Genomic DNA, 19,044 nt, shown 5'->3' with positions numbered 1-19,044 from the left:
GGCCCAGGCCGGAACGGCCGTGGTTCCCGGCGGGGCAGGGTGTCCTCATCTTTACCGAGGGAGAGCGGGCCCGCGCGCCATGGAGGGGGACTCCGTGGGGATGCGGGCTCCTTCGCACGACACGGGAGGACGTGGCCAATGCGGAGCATGCACGGGACGGCGGGCCTGCTGGTGCTGGGCCTGGTGGGACTCGGAGGGCTGTCGGCGTGCAACGGCGGCGAGCCGGGGCCCGACGGCCCTTCCGCGAAGCACCGCGAAGGACGTTCGGAGGTGCTGCGCGGGCTGATGGCCTCCAAGGAGACCGTGGATCCCAAGGCGCTGAAGTCCGCGGGCGCGGAGGCGAAGGGCGCGCCAATCCCCGCTCCGGCTCCAGAGGGAACGGGCGGCTCCGGTCCGCAGCCCAGGCCCATGGGCTGGGCCGCGGGCCGCGTGTCCTGGGTGGGCGACGACGAGCTGCTCTTCGTGGACGGCCATGGCCATGAGCAGGAGGTCTTCGTGGACGAGGCCACGCGGCTCAAGCGCGCCGACGAGAACGTGCAGCTGCACGACATGTCCGAGGGTGACGAGATCCGCGTCACCTACGAGGACCATGGCCAGGAGTGGATCGCCCGGGACGTGGAGGCGGTGCCCGTGGAGCCGGAGCCCGGGCCCGACCCCGAGGCCCCGCCGCTGCGCTGACTAGAACGCGCCTCCGTCCGCGCGCCGGCCCGGCGAGGACTGCAGCCCGGGCGTCAGCGTGGTGTGCAGCACGAAGCCCGCGTCCGGCGACAGGTCCGGGGAGCGGTTGATGGACACCGCGTCCACGGTGCTGAAGTACTCGACGCTGTCCACGACGCCGCCGTCCGGGCGCTTGAGCTGCACGGTGTCCGACGTGTTGTTGAGGCTCAGCGACCCGCTGGAGGCCGCGACGGTGTCGGGCGTGCCGGCCGGGAAGCCCGCGGGCCCACCGAAGACGACCAAGGGCCGGCCCGGTTGCAGCACCGTGCCCGCGGCGAAGACGTGCTGCGGGTTCAGGGCGTCCCACAGGCTCCAGCCGGACAGGTCCATGGGAGCGGAGCCCGCGTTGTAGAGCTCCACGAACTCGTGCGCGGTGGTGCCGGGGAGCGCGGGCTCGTTGGCGAGCAGCTCGTTGATGATCACGCGAGGCTCCGTGCGCGTGAACCAGATGCGGCCGGGGTTCATGTCGAAGCGCGACGCGTTGGCCGTGTCCACCACGCGCACGCGCACGAGGTTGCTCTCCACGTCCGGCACGGTCCACGTGAAGGTGCCCGCGCTCGCGCTCACGGAAGGGGCCACGACGTTCCAGCTGTCGCCGCTGTCGTAGGAGGCCTCGATGCGCACGGTGCTCACGCCCGCCGAGCGCCACGTGAACGTCAGCGAGGTGCCCACGACGAACGTGCCGTCCAGGGGCGCGGTGAGCCGCACGCGCGGACCGGGAACGCCGCTCAGGTCGTAGCGGGTGAGGACGGGGTAGTGGTCGCTGACGGTGTGGGCGTAGTCCGGAATGGACGTGTCGGGCCGGAGCACCTGGACGCCGCCGGGCACCGCGTCCACGGCGACCTCGTCGGTGACGAGCGTGTGGTCGATGACCTCGTTGTACTCCGTGGTGGTGCGGATGGTGGCGTCGGTCAGCACCTTCGTGAGGAAGGTGTAGTGCGTGGGGTCGTCCAGGAAGTTCGCGAAGGGCGTGGGCAGCGCGACGCCGTTCTGCGTGGAGATGGAGTGGTCCAGGTCATCGTTCCAGTCGCCGATGACGAGCACGCGCGCTTCGGGCAGCCACTGGTCCAGGTAGCTCTTGAGGGCGGTCGAGGAGCGCTGCCGCTGGCCATAGGACGTCATGTCCTCGAAGGCCTTCATGTGCGTGACGATGACGACCAGCGGCGCGTCCTCGCCGTGGATGCGGGTGGTGAAGTCCACGCGCAGCGGCGGGCGTCCGCCGAAGTCTGCGGCCTGCGCGGTGAGGATGATCTGGGCGCTGCGATAGGTGAGCGAGCTGTCGTAGAGGATGCCGGGCTTCTGCTCGCCCGCGGAGTACAGCGACGTGCCGCTGAGGACGTAGGTGGTGTTGTTGGCGAGGAAGCCTCTGTAGCCGCCGGGCAATCCCGCCAGGAGCGTGTTGAAGTCCGCGGTGTCCACCATCTCCACCAAACCCCAGACGTGGGCCCCCGCGTCGCGGATGACGCTCGTCGCCCCCGCGATCTGGAGGTCATCGGGCACGCCGCCGTCGGAGGTGGAGTTGGCCGGGCCCTGGTTGGGCGCGCCGAACCACTCCAGGTTCCAGTGGCCCACGGTGAACAGCGAGAGGAGCGGCTCCACCCGCAGCAGCAGCCGCGCGGACGCGGTCTGGCCGTCCGCGTCGCGCACGATGACGGTGAAGGGCACCGTGCCCGCGGCGGTGGGCGTGCCGGACAGGGCGCCGTCGGTGGAGAGGGTGAGCCCCGCGGCCAGCGTGCCGGTGAAGCTCCAGGTGAGCGGCGCCCGCCCGCCAGAGGCCGTGAACGTCATGGAGTAGGGCTGCCCCACGCGTCCGTCCCCGAGCCCCAGGGACGTCACGGTCAGCGCCGGAATGCCTGCATCCGGTACTCCCGCATCGGGGGACATGCTGCCGCCATCGGAAGGCACACCGCCGTCACCGGGCGAGCCGCCATCGTCGGAGGCGCCGCCAGCATCGAGCGCGCCCGCGTCGCCAGGCCCACCGTCATCGACGGACACGCCACCGTCGGAAGAGCCGCCGTCATCGACGGAAACGCCACCGTCGTCAGGTGTACCGCCATCACCGGGCACGCCACCGTCGGACGTCACGCCGCTGTCAGAGGGCACACCACTGTCGGCGTTCACCCCGCCGTCGGAAGGCACGACCGGCGTCGAAGGTGTTGTGGAGCCGGGACACGCGGTGAGCAGCAGGGCGACGAGGGGCGCGACGATTCGAAGAAGAGCCATGGATGCCATCCGGTCCGGACGCTGGACGGGGACCGCGGCCCACCGCCATGACGGGCGGTGCATCCCCATGCTTCCAAGAGTGACACATCCCCCTGTCTTCCAAGAAGAAGGGCCGCGCTCCCCGGTGGGGGAACGCGGCCCTGGGTTACGGCAGGGTTTCAGGTCCGGCGATTACGGGCAGGCGTTGACCGCGCCGGGCGTCGGCGCCGCGACGCGGCTGAACACGCGACCATCCTTGCGCGCCGCACCGCAGCGCTGGATGGAGTTGGCGGCGGAGCCACCCGAGGTGCCCGTCTCGTCGATCTGCACGCGCTCCGGACCGGTGCCGAGCAGCGCGTCGAGCAGGCCCGCGTCATCCGGATCCGCCGTGTCGTAGACGATGGCGTCGATGAGGTTGGTGGTGGTCGGCACCGTGCCATTGGGGAACGCGCTCGCCGGGGCCTGGTAGATGCCCACCGCGTCCGCGCCGTTCTGGAGCGTCTCGTTCGCGAAGGTGACGGCAGGCGTCGGGGTCACCCCGGCGTTACCCACCAGCAGCAGGCCGTTCGCGTCCGCCTTCCCGCTGATGTCGACGGCCAGGTACGACTGGTCGTTGGAGCCGTTGAACATCACCAGCGAGAAGCCGGACACGGACAGGTTCGGCACGCCCGTGGAGATCTCCACGAACTCCAGCACGTCGGTGCCCGGCGTGTCGGCGTCCAGCTCATTGATGACCAGGTGCGCGACGGGCAGGGCGCCCACGCTCACGGCGCCGGCCGGGGTGGTGACCTCCACCGGCTGGGACGCACCCACCGGGGTGGTGTCCGGCACGTTGGTGACGGTGATCTGCGTGTCGGAGTCGACCGTGAAGGTCTGCGCCACGCCGCCAATCGTCACCGCCGTCGCGCCGGTGAAGCCCGTCCCGGTGAGCACCACGCGGCCGCCGTGGACGGCCAGCAGGGAGAAGCCCTGGAACTGGGTGGAGTTCGGCGTGACAATGGCCTTGCCCTGCGTGTCCGTCACCCCGGAGACCTGCACCGTGTACTGCGTGCCGGCGGTCTGCTCGGTCGTGGTCACCAGCACGTCCTTGCCGTTCACGGTCGCGCTCTGCGCCTGCAGGCCGTTGTCGAACGTGAACTGCGTGGCGGCGGCGGTGATGCTCGCCGGCGCGATGCGGCGGTCGAACGTCATCCGCACTTCGGTGCTGGACGTCGCGGTCGCGGCGAGCGCGGACGGGGCCGGGCAGCTGGTGATGGTGAGCTGCTCCGGCGCGAACACGGACACCTGCGGCTGGGCGTTGAAGCGCCAGACGATGCCGGCGGGCACGGCCACGTCGCAGCCCAGGACCAGGTCCAGGTCCGTGGACAGGGTGGTGGGCACGCGCAGGCGCAGGGGGCTGGGGGACTGCTCACCCGTGGTGATCAGCGGGAAGGCGGTGAAGGCCGAGCCGCTGCTGACGCCCGTCTCCAGCTTGCCGGACACGGTGACCAGGCGGCTCTCGTAGACGCCGGTCGTGCCCGCGTCCTCGAAGCTGCTCACGCCGGAGATGTCCGCCGTGAGGCCCGACACGTCGTTGTTCTTGCTCTCCACGGTCAGGTCCGTGACGGTCTTCGCCACGTTGAGCCCGCTGACGATCTCCTTCTCCGTGACGTTCAGCGTCACGAGGTCACCCACGGCGACCGCCGTGGTGGACGCGGAGCCGCGCACGAACATGGCCGGCCCGTTGGCCTCGGCCTGCAGGAAGAAGCCGGAGGCCTCCGTGGACGAGCTCCCCGCCACCTCGGGCTTGATGAAGGTCACGAACGCGCCGCTCACGGGCTGCGGCGTGGCCAGCGCGCCCGCCGGGGCCGCGAGGAACGCGGCGATCTGCTCGCTCGCCGTGGTGGTGGTGCCCGCGTCCGTGCCCGCGTCCACGTCCGTGCCCGCGTCCTCTTCCGGAGGAATGTTCAGCTTGCGCAGCTCGCACTTGTTGTCCGCGTTGCAGGTCCACGCCTGGCCCGCGGGGGCCGAGCCCTTGTCACGACAGTCGAACTGATCGACACACTCATCGCCGCAACCCGTGCCGACCGTGACGAACACGGTGGTCACGAGCGCCGGCAGCCAGCTCCGCTTCAGGCTCTGCTTCAGCATGTGAATGCCTCCCAGATGGGGGTCCAGATTGCAGGTGCGGTCCCCCTTACACCCGAAAACAGAGGGGCGTCCATTTGCCCAACCACCTGCCACGTTCCTGTCACGCGAAAGGACGCCCAGGGGCCTGGGAATCGAAGGAAGTCAGGGACTCTTCCGGGCGGGAGCGGACGCTGGACCCGCGTACAGGTCGATGACCTCCGTGATGCCGCGCTGGCACACCGCGCAAAAGGGCACCCGATCCCGGGTGAACATCACGCAGTCCGTCTGGGGCCGGAAGTAGCCCTTCGCCTCGTAGTGGGCCCCCTCGAAGGCGCCCACCTTCCCGGAGACCTTCTGGGTGCCCAGGAATTTCTCCTCCCAGTTGCGCTGCTCCATGAAGAGCGCGTCCATCTCCACCTCGGGTTTGCGCTCCGCGCGAATCTTCTTCCGGCGTTGCTGCACCTGCAGGGCATGCGCGTCATAGGTGGACTGATTCCAGGGCGTGGGCAGCGGGGTCCCCGGCGCCACCAGGTCCTTCCACTTGAGCTGGGCGGGGTCGTGGAGGGCGGTGACGTTCTTCTCCCAGGGCTCCACCCGCTCCGAGGGCGCGGCGCCGTAGACGGGGGCGGACGTGTAGTACTCGTCCGCCAGCCCCGCGAAGTGGTGGCCGAACTCGTGGACGAAGACGTAGGGGGCCCAGAGGCTGTCGGAGGCCACGGTGCTGAAGAGGTTGAAGATGCCGCCGCCGCCGTAGGTGTTGCCGTTGGACAGGATTTCGATGAACTCGTAGGGCGCGAAGGCGGCGGTGTTGCGCAGCGCGGCGTTGTCGAAGGTGAGGATGTAGCGCTCCGCGCCGAAGGCGTCGTAGGTGGAGCCCAGGGGCGGGCGGCGGTGGACGCCGGTGGAGGGCCGGGAGATGCCGGACTCGGCCGCCGCGGGCATCAGGCCCCAGACGTTGAAGTCCGCCTTGCGCTCCTTGAAGGGGGAGAAGCTGAAGAGGGTGTCCACCAGCTTGCGCGCGTCCTTCTCGAACTTGGCGCGCTCCGCCTCCGTGTAGCCGTCCCCCAGGATGAGGAAGTCCACCTTGTCCTGCGGCGGCCCGTTCTCCAGCAGCTTCAGCAGCGGGCCCGGCGCGGGCGGCGAGGACGGGTCCACGAAGGGGTCCTTCGGATCCACCACCAGCGACCAGATTTCGCGGAAGGCGTTCTGCGCGTCGCGCTTCTTCAGGATGACCTGGACGGGGCTGTCCGGCGCGGGGAAGCGCAGCGATTCACTGAAGGTGCGGTGGGCCTGCTTCGCCTCGTCCGTCAGCTCCCACTCGCCGAAGATGGAGGCGAAGCCGCGCGAAAACAGGAGCCGGTTCGTCCGCCGGTCCCGCACCTCGAAGAGGTACTTGCCCAGGTTCGTCTCGTCGATGGCCCGCGCCGGGTGGCCCGGCCACGGCAGGGGCTCCACCACCAGCCGCTCCAGGCTGAAGCGCTCCTCGGTGGCGTTGCCGGTGTGGAAGTAGTCGACGCGGAACGTCCGGGGCGCGGCGAGGGCGGTGCTCGCCGTGAGCAGCAACAGCAGGAGGGAAGCGCGCATGGGGGTGCGACTCTACGCGCCCGGTGCTCCCCGGCCAGGAACCTCTGGCCGGGACCGTCCGCTCAGAACGATCCGGACACGCTCGCCGCCGCGCCCGTCTCGTCCGCCGTCACTCCCAGCGTCACGGGCGCGGGCTTCGCGGGGGACGACACGAGGAAGAGCACCGCACCGGTGACGACCGCGGCGCCTCCGCCCACGAGCAGCCCCGTCATCAGATTGCTCTTGCCCACCAGCGAGTCGCGCAGCGCGACGGCCCGCGCATCCGTGCTCACCAGCTGGCCGCCATTGGCCGCGCGGCGGTCCTCCAGGCCGTTCAGGTCCTTCTGGGCCAGCAGCCGCACCACGCCCGCGCCGCCCAGGGCCGCCACACCCGCGCCCAGCGTCACGTACGACGCCGTGCGCAGGCCCGTGCTGGGGGCGGCGCCGCCGGAGACGTCCTCCGAAAGCAGGTGGGGCGCGGTGAGGTCCGCGCCCGTGCCGGCGGCGCCGGCCGTGCCCCTCGCGCTGCCCGCGTCCCAGGGCGCCTTGCCGTTGGCGTTGTTCATCACCACGAGGTTGGAGGGCGAGCGCCCGGTGGTGACGAAATCCACCAGCGCGGAGAGCGCCTCACCGGGCGCGTCCAGGCCCTGCGTCTTGAAGCCGCCCTCGCGCAGCTTCTGCCCGCCGTCGACGTTGAGCACCGTGGCGGCGAACCACTTGGGCCCGCTGCTCGGGCGCTCCAGCCGCACGACGATGACCTCCTCCACGCCCAGCGTGCCGCCCAGGCGCACCGCGTGGCTCCAGGTGCGCTCCTCGTTGCCGTCCGCGGCGGCGAGGCACGGAAAGGGCGCGGCCGTCACGGACCCCTCGTAGGCCAGGTCCACCAGCAGCGGCGTGTCCGCCCCCTGCGCCTGCACCTGCCGGGGGAAGCTCACCGCGTCCCCCTTCACCATCGTCAGCTCGTACGCGCCCGCGGGCAGCTCCAGCGTGAGCGGCGTCTGCCCCACGCTCAAGCCCTCCAGGTACACGTCCGCCGCGGGCAGCGTGGACTTCAGGGACAGCTTCACCTTGGGCGTCCGGCCCAGGTCGCGGCGCAGCTTCTCGAAGGCCTGCCGGATGGAGGGGGCGTACTGGTCCGGGTCCAGCTGGTACTTCGGCTGGAGGCGCAGCACCTGGAGGAAGGCCGCGTCGCTGTCCTTCGTCTTCCCCAGCGCCCGGTGGTTGAGGCCGTGCAGGAGCTGCGCGTGGGCGAAGAGCTTCCAGCGCGGCTCGCCCGGCGGCAGGCGGCGGATGTCGCTCAGGGCGTCGTCCAGCAGCTGGGTCGCGCGGGCGTTGCGGCCCTCGTAGAACTGGTCCTGCGCGGCGTCCAGCTGGCGCTGGAGGTCCTCGAAGGAGCGCGAGGAGTCCGGGAAGAGGCGCTCGGCGAACTCAGGCGCGCTCAGCAGGTGCTGTTCGGGGCGGGCGCGGAGGGCGTCGTAGAATGCCTTGGACTGGCCGCTCAGCTCCGCGTCCCGGCAATCGCCGCTGGAGACCACCAGCCGGTGGGGCGCGGCCCCCGAGGCGGTGGCGCACAGCAGGCACAACATCAGCGCGAACGCGGACGGCTTCGGACAGAAGGGCATGGTCACGTGGGTGTGGAAGGGATGGCCGGACCGGCGATGCAGGCCGCGTTCCGTCCTCTACCGGACTGTCCACCCTCCAGGCCAGCGACCCCCGGCGCCTGCCTCCCGGTCCCGCATGTGGACCCCCGTCCGGATTCCAGGCCCCCTGCCTCGCTGGCTGCCCTCCGGGTGAGTCACCGGTGTCCCGGGTGCGACGCCGAGCGTCATCCCCACCTTTCCGTCCACGAACCCATTTTGAACGCTCGGGCCGTCCAGAGCTGGCGGGCCCGCCAACAAGGACCCCACTCCATGGATCGCATCTGGAAGAAGAAGGTCATCGTCATCACGGGCGCCTCCAGCGGCATTGGCCGGGCCACCGCGCTGCTCCTGGCGAAGAAGGGCGCCCACGTGGTGCTCGCCGCGCGGCGGGAGGAGCCCCTGGAGGAGCTGGCGGCCGAGTGCGAGTCCCACGGCGTCCAGGCCCTGATGGTGCCCACGGACGTGTCGGACGCGGCGGCCGTGAAGGGGCTGGCGGAGGCCGCGGTGGAGGCCTTCGGCCACTTCGACGGCTGGGTGAACAACGCGGGCGTCTACATGCTGGGCAGCCTGGAGGAGACGCCGGACGAGGCCTTCCGCCAGCTCATGGAGACCAACTTCTTCGGCACGGTGAGTGGCGCGCGCATGGCGCTCTCCCAGTTCCGCCGCCAGGGCTACGGGACGCTCGTCAACGTGTCCTCCACCTTTGGCACCGTGCCCGCGCCGTACCTGAGCGCCTACGTGGCCTCCAAGTTCGCGGTGCGCGGCTTCTCCGCGTCGCTGCGCCAGGAGCTGCTGAACACGGGCATCGACGTATGCACGGTGATGCCCGCCGCCATCGACACGCCTCTCTGGCGCCACACCGCCAACTACACCGGCTGGCGCATCCGCCCGGTGGAGCCCGTCTACACGCCGGAGCGTGTGGCCCGCACCATCCTCCGCGTGCTGCGCCACCCCCAGGACGAGGTGATGGTCGGCGGCGCCGGGAGCAGCTTCTCGGCGATGCATGGCCTGCTCCCCGGCATGTTCGAGCGCACCATGAAGGCCGGCACGGACGCGCTGCACTTCAAGAACGAGCGGCAGGGCCCCACCCCCGGCAACGTCTTCCAACCCATGGATGAGGGGGACACGGCCTCGGGCGGTTACCATGGCACCGGAAAACAATGGCTGCGTCGTCTATTGGTGGCCGGAGGGCTGGCCGCCGCGGCGGTGACGCTGCGCCGGCGTGCGGCCGAGCGGCACCTGGACGCGCGGCTCATGCACGCCCTGGGGGTGTGATGCCCATGTTTCGGGGGAGTCCCCATGCCGGGGCTCTTTTCGTGACGGGGCCATGACATGAACTGGGGAAGAGTCGCGCCCGCCATGAACATCGCCGTCCTCGTCAATCTGCGTGCGCGTAAAGGGACCGAGGGGATGGGCGGGCTCGTCCGAGACCTGCTCCCCCGGGCCCGGGTGGCCCTGACCCGTTCCCTGGAGGAAGCCCAGGAGTGGGTGGACCAGCTGAGGCACGATCCGCCCAGCCTGCTGCTCGCGGGCGGAGGCGACGGCACCATCACGGGCCTGCTCAACGAGCTGCGTTCCCAGGGTGTGGCCCTGCCGGCCATTGGCGTGCTGCCGCTGGGCACGGGCAACGCCTGGGCCCGCGTCACCGGGGCGCCGCGTCCCCAGGTGGCCCTGAAGCAGATCGCCGCGTATGGCGAGCGCCTGCCACCCCTGCGCCCCTTCTCCCTGGTGCGGGTGGAGGGCCGGGTAGCGCCCTTCGCGGGCACGGGCTGGGACGCGGAGATGATTCAGGACTTCAAGAACCAGCTCGCCTCCGCCGGTCCGCTGAAGAAGGCGCAGTCCGGCCTGCGCGGCTACCTGGGCGCCATGTTCACGCGCACGGTGCCGCGCCACCTGTTCGGCGAGGGCAACCCGAACGTCTCCGTCTACAACCTGGGCGCGTCCGCGCTGACCATCGACGCGTCCGGCGCGGTGCGGCCCTTGCCCAACGGCGGCGAGGGGCAGCTCCTGTACCAGGGCCCCGCGGGCGTGGCGGGCGCGGCGACGACGCCGGAGTGGGGCTTCGGCTTCAAGGCGTTCCCGTTCGCGCAGGCGGTACCGCACCGGCTGTCCGTGCGCGTGTACGGCGCGGGCGTGATGGAGGCCACGCGCAACATGTTCCGCCTGTGGCGCGGCGAGCACCCCATGCCGCGCATGCACGACTTCTTCGTGGAGCGCCTGCGGATGGACTTCGACCGCGAGGTGCCCTTCCAGATGGGCGGCGACGTGCTGGGCATGCGCCGCTCGCTGGAGTTCGACCTGGCGGAGGAGAACGTCAACCTGGTCGACTGGCGGCGCCTGGGGCGGCTCGTCGCCGTCTAGGACGGCGGTTCGCGGTCCGTTGACTCATCCGGCGCGGAAGCACGATTCGTGCGGAGGCGTCCGGAGCAATCGACGCGGAGCAATCCTCTCTCCTTGTCCTCCGTTACGCGATTCTGTCCAGGAGCGCCGGTGGATGGAGTCCTGAGCTGGAGTCCCGCCTCGGGAGGCGAAGCGTCACAACCTGTCCGACAGTCGGACAGTCTTCCCAGGGGCGCGTTCGTCTCGTCTCCTCCGGCACACTCCCCATCACGCTCGCAGGGAACGAGCGCCGGGGCCTCTGCGAACAACGGCGCCGCGCGGTCCGCCTCCACGGGACAGTCCTGCCGCGAGACATGAGGTGCAACCTCGATCGCCTCGTCGGCTGGTGCGAGGGGGTCCGCATCATCCTGCGCGGTGGCTGACGCGGGGGTGCTGGGGCTGCACTCCTGGGGGCGGTTGTCCTCGGGAGGCGCATGCTTTCGTGAAGTGGGGGCGAAGGCGTCCAGCACACGCTCATCGCACGCCTTCAGGAGTGCCGGCAGCTGGTGCAGGAGTGCCTGGGTGTCGCGCTCGTTCAGGGCATGCCTCGCGCACACGGCCCATTCGCGCAGCGACTCGCCGCCCATGAAGGGCAGCAGCCGGGCCGCGGTGCCTCTGAAGGCCCGCTGTAGCGACTGGATGAGGAGCTGGTACCCGGGACGTACCGCCGCCCGGGCCGCCAGCCGCAGCAACTCGAACTCCAGCTGCACGCACCGCTCCGCGGGGTGCCAGCGTGCCGCGTCCCAAAGCTGGAAGCAGGTGTCCCCCAGCAGCTGCAGGTCCATGACGGAGGCATTCGCGCAGCAGTCGGCCAGCAGCTCCACCAACACGTGCCGCTTGAGGTGGAAGAAGCCCTCCAAGAGGCGTCGGCACTCCTCGGGGCGCTCGCCATGGAGCGCCAGGCCCAGGTTCTCCAGCGTCAGCGACTCATCCAGTGCCACCGCTCGTGCCTGGCGTCCGGGATGCTGCACCACCAGCCCCCGCGCCGACAGCCGCCGCAGTGCCTCGCGCACGGTGCCCCGGCTCACCCCATAGCGACGAGCCATCATCCGCTCCGAGGCCAACCGCCCGTTCCCCGGCAGCCGTCCCAGCGCGATCTCCCGCTCGAGCTGCTCCTCCACGTACGCCACGAGCCCCACCCGCACCATCACCGTTCCCCTCTTCGCCCATGCTTCGCCCATCCAACCAGACGGGTCTGACATGGACGTGAGGGCCGACCCGCCCTGGCGCCCGCCGGGACAGCGCGGCCTTGGGTGGCAGGCGACGCGAACTGGTCCGACAGTCGGACCAGTTCGCGGACATCGCCCCCGGCAGGCGGCTTCTGCCCGTGGCCTGCCCTGGTGTCCGTTCCAGCACGCTGTCACGGCCTACCGCTGCGCTCCGTGCGTCGCGCGTTCTCGTGGGAACTTCGGCCGCCGGGGGCTCATGAACCGCGGGAGACCTGTCCAGCCGCCGTGCGCCTCCCACATGTGAAGGCGCTTGCCGGCACCGTGTCCTCTGGACACGATGCCGGCTGGAGGGATTTCCCGTGAGCCATACCTATGAGTACCCGCGCCCGGCGGTGACGGTGGACTGCGTCGTCTTCGGGTTGGACGAGGAGGACCTCAAGGTGCTGCTCATCCAGCGCGGCGTGGAGCCGTACCAGGGCCGGTGGGCGCTGCCCGGTGGCTTCGTGCGCATGGACGAGTCCCTGGAGGACGCCGCGCGCCGGGAACTGGAGGAGGAAGCGGGCCTGCGCACCAGCCACCTGGAGCAGCTCTACACGTTCGGTTCTCCGGACCGCGACCCCCGGGGCCGCGTCATCACCGTGGCGTACTTCGCGCTGGTGAAGCTGTCCCAGCACCACCTCCAGGCCTCCACCGACGCGCGTGAAGCGGCGTGGTTCTCCGTCTGGGACACGCCGAAGCTCGCGTTCGACCACGCGGACGTGCTGGCCACGGCGCTGCAACGGCTCAAGGGCAAGGTGCGCTACCAGCCCATCGGGTTCGAGCTGCTGCCGCCCAAGTTCACGCTGTCGCAGCTCCAGCGGCTGTACGAGACGGTGCTGGAGCGCGAGCTCGACAAGCGCAACTTCCGCAAGAAGATCCTCGCCATGGACCTCTTGGAGGAGCTGGACGAGGTGGAGCAGGACGTCTCCCACCGCGCCGCGCGCCTCTACCGGTTCGACCACAAGAAGTACAAACAGCTCGAGAAGGCCGGCTTCAACTTCGAGCTCTGAACACACCCACCTCCTGTCACAACCCATCGGCGCCCGCTGACAGGTTGTCCCACGTCGCCTTGATTTCGTGTCACTTGGACACTATGTTGGTGTCGTAGGTACACAAAGCCGAGCGGCGCGGGGCCGCTCACTCGCCAGCAGGTTCCGGTCGTGCGAGCCCTTTTCGAGGGCCACGGGAGAGCCATGTCCACGCTGCCCTTCGATGTCGCGGTGGGTTCGGTGCAGGGCCGGGAGCACGCGCGCTCGGGACGCAACAACCAGGACGCCGCCTGCGTCCGGGAGAGCGAGCACGGGCTGGTGGTGGTGGTGGCGGACGGGTGTGGCAGCCAGCCGTGCAGCGAGTTGGGGGCGCAGCTGGGCGTGCGGCGGTTGGCGCAGGCGGCGCAGGCGAGGCTGGCGCGGGGCGAGGCGGTGGACGGCGCGGACTTCCTGACCGGGCTGCGCTCGGACCTGCTGGAGCTGATGGAGGGCCTGGCATCCACGCTGGGGCGGGACGTGCTGGGGGACCTGCTCTTCACGCTGGTGGGGGCGGTGATGACGCCGGCGCATACGCTCGTGTTCTCGTCGGGGGACGGGGTGTGGATGCTCAACGGCGAGGTGCACGCGCTGGGGCCGTTCCCAGGCAACGCGCCGCCGTATCTCGCGTATGCGCTGCTGCGCGGCGAGGACGTGCGGCTGGAGCCCCGGGCGCTGGTGCCCACGGAGGACGTGCACGCGCTGCTGGTGGGCACGGATGGGGTGGGGGACCTGCTGGGCCTTTCGCAGGCGCGGCTGCCAGAGCGCGATGAGCCCGTGGGCCCGCTGTCTCGCTTCTGGTCGGAGGACCGGTACTTCACGAACCCGGACGCGGTGCGACGGCGGCTCGCGCAGCTCAACCGTGAGTCGGTGCGCGCGGACTTCGCGGAGCGGCGGCTGCTGCGCACGCCGGGCCTTCTGACGGACGACACCACGCTGGTGGTGTTGCGCCGCCGGATGGGGAGGGCGTGAGGCCATGGACGTCTGGCTGGAGGGAAAGAAGGTCCGGTTGGATCCGCAGCGGGCGCTGGGCAAGGGCGGAGAGGCGGATGTCTACGACCTGGGCAATGGCCGCGCGCTCAAGGTCTTCAAGCAGCCCGAGCATCCGGACTATCTGGGCCTGTTGCCCGAGCAGGCCGCGGCGAAGGCCCGGCTCGTGGAGCACCAGCGCAAGCTGCGCGCGTTTCCCTCGGGCCTTCCCGCGCGCGTGGTGACGCCGCAGGCCCTGGCCACGGACAAAAAGGGCGCGGAGGTCCTGGGCTATGCGATGCGCAAGCTGGACGGCGTGGAGCCGCTGCGCCGGTGGAGCGAGCCCGCGTTCCGGCGCGCGGGAGGCAAGGCCTCGGACGCGGTGACGGTGCTGGCGGGGCTGCACCGGGTGCTGGCGGCGGTGCACTCGGCCAGCGTGGTGGTGGGGGACTTCAATGACTTGAACGTGCTGACGGTGGGCACGGACGCGTACTTCATCGACGCGGACAGCTTCCAGTTCGGTCCCTTCCTGTGCCCGGTGTTCACGGAGAAGTTCCTGGACCCGCTGCGGCTGGACCCGGGCGCGCAGACGCTGACGCCCGCGCGGCCGGCGACGGTGGAGAGCGACTGGTATGCCTTCGCCGTCACCGTGATGCAGTCGCTGCTGTGCGTGGGGCCGCAGGGTGGCATCCACAAGCCGAAGACGCAGACGGCCCGGCTGAACGCGGTGGGACGGATGCTCCAGCGCGTCACCGTGTTCCATCCGGACGTGCAGTACCCCAAGCCGGCGCTGCCCCGGGCCTCGCTGCCGGATGACCTGCTGCACCTGTTCCACCAGGTGTTCGTGGAGGACCGGCGCGGTGCGTTCCCGCTGCCCGTGCTGGAGGGACTTCGCTTCGCGGCGTGCGCGTCGTGTGGCCTGGAGCACGCGCGGGCCGCGTGTCCCACGTGTCAGCCGCACGCGGCGGTGGCGGCCACGCCAGTGTCGGCGGTGCGCGGTCAGGTGACGGCGAAGCGGACGTTCACCACCCGCGGCGTGCTGGTGCACGCGAGCGCGGAGGACGGGACGGTGCGCTTCGTCTACCACGCGGACGGCGCGTACCGGCGTGAGGATGGCCGCACGGTGATGCGCGGTGAGCTGGACCCGACGCTGCGCTGGGCGGTTCAGGGGGACGTGACGCTGCTGGGGCAGCGGGGGCGCGTGGCGGTGTTCGCGCCAGGCCGGGAGCAGGAGTTCCTGGGCGTGGATGTCTGCGACAACCGGCCGGTGTTCGCGGCCAATGCCAGACACCGGTTCTGGGCGTCGGGCGGCGGGCTGTGGCGGGACGGCGTGTACGGGGCCGAGCGGTGGGGGGATGTCTTACAGGGGCAGACGCGGCTGTTCGTGGGACCCCGGTTCGGGCTGGGGTTCCACCGCGCGGCGGGGCTGCGAGGGGCCTTCCTGTTCAACGTGGAGCGCAAGGGGCTGCGGGACGGGCTCGCGCTGCCGTGGCCGTCAGGGCAGCTGCTGGATGCGGAGGCCGTGTTCGACGCGGGCTCGGTGTGGCTGCTGCTCGCGGAGGAGGCCCACGGCCGCACGGTGCACCACGCGGTGTTGCTGGGAGCGGACGGAGCGGTGCGCGCGAGCGCCCGGGCCGACGCGGGGGACGGCTCGTGGCTGGGGACGCTGCGTGGAAAGTGCGCCGTGGGGGGCGCGCTCTTCTGCGCCACGGACGCCGGGCTGACGCGCGTGGAGCTCCAGCAGGGCCAGTTGGTGGCGGTGCGCGAGTTCCCGGACGCGGAGCCGTTCGTGGACGCGGGCCGGGGGCTCTTGCTGTCGCGTGAGGGATTGACGGTGGTGGGGGCCCAGGACCTCACCGTGCTGCGGATGAAGTGAAACACACACAGGGGGCTGGACATGAAGAAGACGACCGTGAAGGAACTGCCGCTGCCCGGGTTCTACAATTCCAACCACGCGGCGGAGTACGGCTACGGCCCGAACGCCGGGAAGCTCCAGCGCGACGCCGGAGCGTGGAAGGCGGCGCAGGGCGTGACGGCGGCGGCCACGGACCGCTTCAATCTGCACCTGCTGCTCATCGACGTGCAGAAGGACTTCTGCTTCCCGGATGGCTCGCTGTACGTGGCGGGGCGCAGCGGGCGGGGCGCCATCGACGACAACCGCCGCATCGCGGAGTTCATCTACCGGAACCTGGGGACGCTGACGAACGTCACCGCGACGCTGGATACGCACTTCGCCTACCAGATCTTCTTCCCGTCCTTCTGGTTGGACCAGGACGACCAGCCGCTCCAGCCGTACCGCGAGGTGACTCGCGAGCAGATCGAGCGCGGCCAGGCCAAGCCAAACCCCGCGGTGGCGAAGTGGTTGTGCGGCGGCAACTACCCGTGGCTGCTCAAGCAGGTGAAGTTCTACTGCGAGGAGCTGGAGCGCGCGGGGAAGTACACGCTCTACCTGTGGCCGCCGCACTGCCTGCTGGGCAGCGACGGGCACGCGCTGTCGGGCGTGGTGCAGGAGGCGCGGCTGTTCCACTCGTACGCGCGCGGCGTGCAGTCGTGGGCGGAGGTGAAGGGCGGCAACCCGCTGACGGAGAACTACTCGGTGCTGCGGCCGGAGGTGCTGATGCGGCATGACGGCCAGCCGCTCGCGCAGCGCAACACGCAGTTCCTGAAGACGCTGCTCACGTCGGACGCGGTGGTGATTGGCGGGCAGGCGGCCAGCCACTGCGTGAAGAGCAGCATCGACGACCTGCTGGGGGAGATCGTCGCGCAGGACGCGGCGTTGGCTCGCAAGGTGTACCTGCTGACGGACTGCATGTCGTCGGTGACGGTGCCGGACGGCAAGGGCGGCTTCGCGGCGGACTTCACGCCGCAGGCGGACGCGGCGCTCAAGCGCTTCGCGGACGCGGGCATGCACCTGGTGAAGTCCACGGACCCGCTGGCGAGCTGGCCGGATCTGCACCTGGCGTGACGCCTGGCATTGGCACTCACACGAAGGGAGACACGGACATGAGCAAGGCGAACGGGACGGGTGTCACGAAGCTCTTCGAGGACGCGCACGCGGAGGGCACCCTGAGCATGGCGGGGTTGCAGACGCTCACGGTGGTGGACCTGGGAGCGCAGATTCAAGCGGGCCTGGGCATCCACGTGGACGACGTGCAGGCGAGCGAGGTGGTGCTGGTGACGGTGATGCCGGATGACTCCGGGAGCATCTCGCACGCGGGGCACACGAAGACGGTATGTGATGGACACAACCTGGTGCTGGACGCGCTCCTGGCGAGCCAGCAGAAGGATGGCGTGCTGTTCCACACGCGCTACCTGAACGGACACGTGCTCAATCCGTTCCGGCCGCTGGAGGACGTGGTGCGGATGCACTCCAAGAACTACTCGGCGGACCTGGGGACGCCGCTGTACGACCAGGCGGTGGTGCTGCTGGGCACGGTGCTGGCGAAGGCGCAGGAGTTCAGCGGCAACGGGGTGCCGGTGCGCACGGTGACGTTGCTCATCACGGACGGCGCGGACGCGGGGTCGCAGAAGGCGCGGGCAAAGGACGTGGCGGCGCTGGTGAAGGACCTGCAGCGGGTGGAGAACCACATCGTCGCGGCGATGGGCATCGACGATGGGGTGACGGACTTCCGGCGCGTGTTCCAGGAGATGGGCATCGCGGACCGGTGGATTCTCACGCCGGGGCAGAGCGCCCAGGAGATCCGCGCCGCGTTCCAGGTGTTCAGCCAGTCCGCCGTGCGCGTCAGCCAGGGCGCAGCCAGCTTCAGCCGCACGGCGCTGGGCGGCTTCGGGGCCTGACGTCACGCCCGGAGGAAGTCTCCGAGCAGCTCGCGGACCTCCTCGGGCCGCTCCTCGGTCACCCAGTGGCCGGTGTCCCGGAGGATGTGGGGCTCGACCTGATTCGCCACCGCACGCGCCTGCGCGACGAGCGGTTCGCCCAGGGACTTGTCACCGCCAATGACCATCACGGGCATGGGGAGCTTGTTCCGGGCCAGCTCCCGGAAGGCCTTCTTGTCCTGGTCGAAGGCCTGGAAGTAGCTCCACGTCGAATGGAGCCGGCCCGGAGCCGCGTAGGCCTCCGTGTACGCCTGCCGTTCCGCTTCGCCGACGGCCTGGGGATTGGCGGCAAGGTCGGTCCAGAAATGGTCGAAGTAGATGCGCTCACGCCCCTGCACCAGCTTCTCCGCGGTGGCGCCGTTGAAGGTGAAGTGCCACACGTCCCTGCTGCTCATGACCTGGTCGGACCAGGGCTCGATGCCCGGCAGGAACGCGTCCAGGAGGGCCAGGCGTTCGACCTCGTCGGGGAACAAGGCGGCGTAGGCGTAGGCGACCATCAGCCCGATGTCGTGGCCCACGACGGAGACCTTGTCGAAGCCGAGCTTCTTCACCAGCGCGCGCATGTCGCGGGCCATCGTCTCCTTGTCATAGCCCCGCGCGGGGGCGGCCGAGGCGCCCGCGCCTCGCAGGTCCGGGATGAGCACGGTGTGCTGCTTCGCGAGCTCCGGCGCCAGGCGCCACCACATGAGGTGCGTCTGCGTGTAGCCGTGCAGCAGCAGGACGGGGCTGCCCTTGCCTCCGATGACGAAGTGGATCCGCGTGCCGTTGACGTCCTCGTCGCCTTCGCGGAAGCCTTCCGGGAAGAAGGGACGGACGGTGCTCGGCTGCTGGCGTGTCATGGGCGCCTCCTCGCGGGAGCGGGTTCACGCCTCAGGGTGTGCATGCCCCGTGTGCGTGAGGCGCCAGGTCGAGCGGGGAGTCCGGCGCTCGGTCCCCGGAACCCTCAGGCGTCCTGGGGCGGCTTCAGGCGGGCCTGGATGAACTCCAGGTACTTCGCGTCGTCGCCTTCGAAGAGCTCCTCGCCTCCGCCCATGTAGGCGCGGGCCAGCTCGTCGGCGGCGCGGGCTTCGTCTCCCAGCTCCAGGGCGCTCTGGCCGAGCCGCAGGTGGATGAAGGGATTGCCGAGCCCTCCGGGCGAGTGGACGGCTTCGCGGAAGTGCTCGCGGCAGTCCTCGAAGCGCTCGAGCTGGAAGTACATGTCGCCGATGGCGGCGCGCACCCAGGTGTTCTGCTGATGGTCGCGGGTGGGTTCGGGAATCAGGGCGAGGGCGGCCTTGAAGTGTTTCAGGGCCTGCTCGAAGTCTTCCTGTCCCGCGGCGGTGTCTCCCTGGGCGCAGAGGTCGGTGATGCGCTCGTGGGTCTCATCCGATATCGACGTCATCCGTGCTCCGGTGA

General features: G+C 70.4%; 15 protein-coding genes. 8 read left to right on the top strand and 7 right to left on the bottom strand.

Annotated elements, in window-relative coordinates; all coding sequences use genetic code 11:
- Window positions 1-138: 138 nt before the first annotated feature.
- Window positions 139-678 carry a hypothetical protein gene (locus tag D7V80_RS04110; protein ID WP_120586911.1) on the top strand — a complete coding sequence of 180 codons (540 nt, stop codon included), beginning with the start codon at window positions 139-141 and terminating at the stop codon, window positions 676-678.
- On the opposite strand, the gene D7V80_RS04105 is transcribed toward D7V80_RS04110, so the two are convergent.
- From D7V80_RS04105 to D7V80_RS04090, 4 genes are all read right to left on the bottom strand, one after another.
- Window positions 679-2,940, bottom strand: coding sequence for a lamin tail domain-containing protein (locus D7V80_RS04105; protein WP_233585122.1), 2,262 nt, complete (start codon window positions 2,938-2,940; stop codon window positions 679-681).
- 171 nt (window positions 2,941-3,111) lie between these two features.
- Window positions 3,112-5,049: a hypothetical protein gene (locus D7V80_RS42125; protein ID WP_199738363.1), complete on the bottom strand. Its 1,938-nt coding sequence runs from the start codon at window positions 5,047-5,049 to the stop codon at window positions 3,112-3,114.
- 141 nt (window positions 5,050-5,190) lie between these two features.
- The gene (locus tag D7V80_RS04095; protein ID WP_120586910.1) at window positions 5,191-6,612 is read right to left on the bottom strand and encodes an IgA Peptidase M64; all 1,422 of its coding nucleotides are present in this window, start codon (window positions 6,610-6,612) and stop codon (window positions 5,191-5,193) included.
- A gap of 62 nt (window positions 6,613-6,674) precedes the next feature.
- The gene (locus tag D7V80_RS04090) at window positions 6,675-8,213 is read right to left on the bottom strand and encodes a PEGA domain-containing protein (RefSeq protein WP_120586909.1); all 1,539 of its coding nucleotides are present in this window, start codon (window positions 8,211-8,213) and stop codon (window positions 6,675-6,677) included.
- A gap of 288 nt (window positions 8,214-8,501) precedes the next feature.
- Between D7V80_RS04090 and D7V80_RS04085 the strand changes: the two genes are divergently transcribed.
- A complete protein-coding gene (locus D7V80_RS04085) occupies window positions 8,502-9,506 on the top strand; it encodes an SDR family oxidoreductase (protein ID WP_120586908.1) in 1,005 nt (334 codons plus the stop codon).
- Between the two features lie 84 nt (window positions 9,507-9,590).
- Complete coding sequence (locus tag D7V80_RS04080) at window positions 9,591-10,592, top strand: diacylglycerol kinase family protein (protein ID WP_120586907.1); 1,002 nt, start codon at window positions 9,591-9,593, stop codon at window positions 10,590-10,592.
- Here the strand turns inward: D7V80_RS04080 and D7V80_RS04075 are convergent.
- Entirely contained in the window at window positions 10,589-11,758 is a 1,170-nt protein-coding gene (locus D7V80_RS04075) for a FadR/GntR family transcriptional regulator (RefSeq protein ID WP_120586906.1), read from the bottom strand. The two genes, D7V80_RS04080 and D7V80_RS04075, sit on opposite strands and share 4 nt — an antisense overlap.
- Window positions 11,759-12,138: 380 nt before the next feature.
- On the opposite strand from D7V80_RS04075, the gene D7V80_RS04070 reads away from it, so the two are divergent.
- The 5 genes from D7V80_RS04070 to D7V80_RS04050 all read left to right on the top strand — a co-directional run bounded on the left by D7V80_RS04070 (window position 12,139) and on the right by D7V80_RS04050 (window position 17,610).
- Window positions 12,139-12,828, top strand: coding sequence for an NUDIX domain-containing protein (locus tag D7V80_RS04070; protein WP_014393057.1), 690 nt, complete (start codon window positions 12,139-12,141; stop codon window positions 12,826-12,828).
- A 183-nt stretch (window positions 12,829-13,011) separates the two neighbouring features.
- Window positions 13,012-13,815, top strand: coding sequence for a protein phosphatase 2C domain-containing protein (locus D7V80_RS04065; protein ID WP_120586905.1), 804 nt, complete (start codon window positions 13,012-13,014; stop codon window positions 13,813-13,815).
- Between the two features lie 4 nt (window positions 13,816-13,819).
- On the top strand, window positions 13,820-15,688 hold the full coding sequence (locus tag D7V80_RS04060; protein WP_120586904.1) for a hypothetical protein: 1,869 nt from the start codon (window positions 13,820-13,822) through the stop codon (window positions 15,686-15,688).
- Window positions 15,689-15,709: 21 nt separating this feature from the next.
- On the top strand, window positions 15,710-16,777 hold the full coding sequence (locus tag D7V80_RS04055; RefSeq protein ID WP_120586903.1) for a nicotinamidase: 1,068 nt from the start codon (window positions 15,710-15,712) through the stop codon (window positions 16,775-16,777).
- A gap of 38 nt (window positions 16,778-16,815) precedes the next feature.
- Window positions 16,816-17,610 carry a hypothetical protein gene (locus tag D7V80_RS04050; protein WP_120586902.1) on the top strand — a complete coding sequence of 265 codons (795 nt, stop codon included), beginning with the start codon at window positions 16,816-16,818 and terminating at the stop codon, window positions 17,608-17,610.
- Window positions 17,611-17,612: 2 nt separating this feature from the next.
- On the opposite strand, the gene D7V80_RS04045 is transcribed toward D7V80_RS04050, so the two are convergent.
- Together D7V80_RS04045 and D7V80_RS04040 are read right to left on the bottom strand one after the other, a co-directional pair.
- Window positions 17,613-18,488, bottom strand: coding sequence for an alpha/beta fold hydrolase (locus D7V80_RS04045; RefSeq protein ID WP_120586901.1), 876 nt, complete (start codon window positions 18,486-18,488; stop codon window positions 17,613-17,615).
- 104 nt (window positions 18,489-18,592) lie between these two features.
- Window positions 18,593-19,030: a lipopolysaccharide assembly protein LapB gene (locus D7V80_RS04040; RefSeq protein WP_120586900.1), complete on the bottom strand. Its 438-nt coding sequence runs from the start codon at window positions 19,028-19,030 to the stop codon at window positions 18,593-18,595.
- Window positions 19,031-19,044 lie beyond the last annotated feature (14 nt).

The organism is Corallococcus sp. CA054B (assembly GCF_003611625.1).
GTDB classification, from domain to species: domain Bacteria; phylum Myxococcota; class Myxococcia; order Myxococcales; family Myxococcaceae; genus Corallococcus; species Corallococcus coralloides.
This window is presented reverse-complemented; position numbering and strand designations above follow the sequence as displayed.

What these genes read in the sequence shown, in the direction of transcription:
- D7V80_RS04110 (WP_120586911.1), top strand. Translation starts at nt 139, where the DNA reads ATGCGGAGCATGCACGGGACGGCGGGCCTGCTGGTGCTGGGCCTGGTG.
- D7V80_RS04105 (WP_233585122.1), bottom strand. Translation starts at nt 2,940, where the DNA reads ATGGCTCTTCTTCGAATCGTCGCGCCCCTCGTCGCCCTGCTGCTCACC.
- D7V80_RS42125 (WP_199738363.1), bottom strand. Translation starts at nt 5,049, where the DNA reads ATGCTGAAGCAGAGCCTGAAGCGGAGCTGGCTGCCGGCGCTCGTGACC.
- D7V80_RS04095 (WP_120586910.1), bottom strand. Translation starts at nt 6,612, where the DNA reads ATGCGCGCTTCCCTCCTGCTGTTGCTGCTCACGGCGAGCACCGCCCTC.
- D7V80_RS04090 (WP_120586909.1), bottom strand. Translation starts at nt 8,213, where the DNA reads ATGCCCTTCTGTCCGAAGCCGTCCGCGTTCGCGCTGATGTTGTGCCTG.
- D7V80_RS04085 (WP_120586908.1), top strand. Translation starts at nt 8,502, where the DNA reads ATGGATCGCATCTGGAAGAAGAAGGTCATCGTCATCACGGGCGCCTCC.
- D7V80_RS04080 (WP_120586907.1), top strand. Translation starts at nt 9,591, where the DNA reads ATGAACATCGCCGTCCTCGTCAATCTGCGTGCGCGTAAAGGGACCGAG.
- D7V80_RS04075 (WP_120586906.1), bottom strand. Translation starts at nt 11,758, where the DNA reads ATGGTGCGGGTGGGGCTCGTGGCGTACGTGGAGGAGCAGCTCGAGCGG.
- D7V80_RS04065 (WP_120586905.1), top strand. Translation starts at nt 13,012, where the DNA reads ATGTCCACGCTGCCCTTCGATGTCGCGGTGGGTTCGGTGCAGGGCCGG.
- D7V80_RS04060 (WP_120586904.1), top strand. Translation starts at nt 13,820, where the DNA reads ATGGACGTCTGGCTGGAGGGAAAGAAGGTCCGGTTGGATCCGCAGCGG.
- D7V80_RS04055 (WP_120586903.1), top strand. Translation starts at nt 15,710, where the DNA reads ATGAAGAAGACGACCGTGAAGGAACTGCCGCTGCCCGGGTTCTACAAT.
- D7V80_RS04050 (WP_120586902.1), top strand. Translation starts at nt 16,816, where the DNA reads ATGAGCAAGGCGAACGGGACGGGTGTCACGAAGCTCTTCGAGGACGCG.
- D7V80_RS04045 (WP_120586901.1), bottom strand. Translation starts at nt 18,488, where the DNA reads ATGACACGCCAGCAGCCGAGCACCGTCCGTCCCTTCTTCCCGGAAGGC.
- D7V80_RS04040 (WP_120586900.1), bottom strand. Translation starts at nt 19,030, where the DNA reads ATGACGTCGATATCGGATGAGACCCACGAGCGCATCACCGACCTCTGC.